1 protein-coding gene is annotated in these 254 nt (G+C 41.7%); it reads right to left on the reverse strand.

The window, feature by feature from the left end:
• The coding region (locus EII29_RS11785) for an OmpA family protein (protein ID WP_148096455.1) at nt 1-254 on the reverse strand (254 nt) is incomplete at both ends.

Below are 254 nucleotides of genomic sequence, written 5' to 3' on the forward strand. Positions count from 1 at the left end.
AGTTTAAATTCTATTCTTCTGTTCTGTGCTCTTCCTTCCGCTGTCTCATTTGTCGCAACAGGTTCCTCTTCCCCACGTGTCTCAACTCCAACTATTCTCTCTGCAGGTACTCCGAACTCAAGCAACTTTGCCTTTACACTTTCCGCTCTTCGCAGCCCAAGTTTTAAGTTATACTCATTCGTCCCTTTGGAATCCGTATGTCCCACTATCGTCACATCATAATCATTTACTATTATATATTCCTTTAAGTTCTG

Source organism: Leptotrichia sp. OH3620_COT-345, from assembly GCF_003932895.1.
GTDB lineage: Bacteria > Fusobacteriota > Fusobacteriia > Fusobacteriales > Leptotrichiaceae > Pseudoleptotrichia.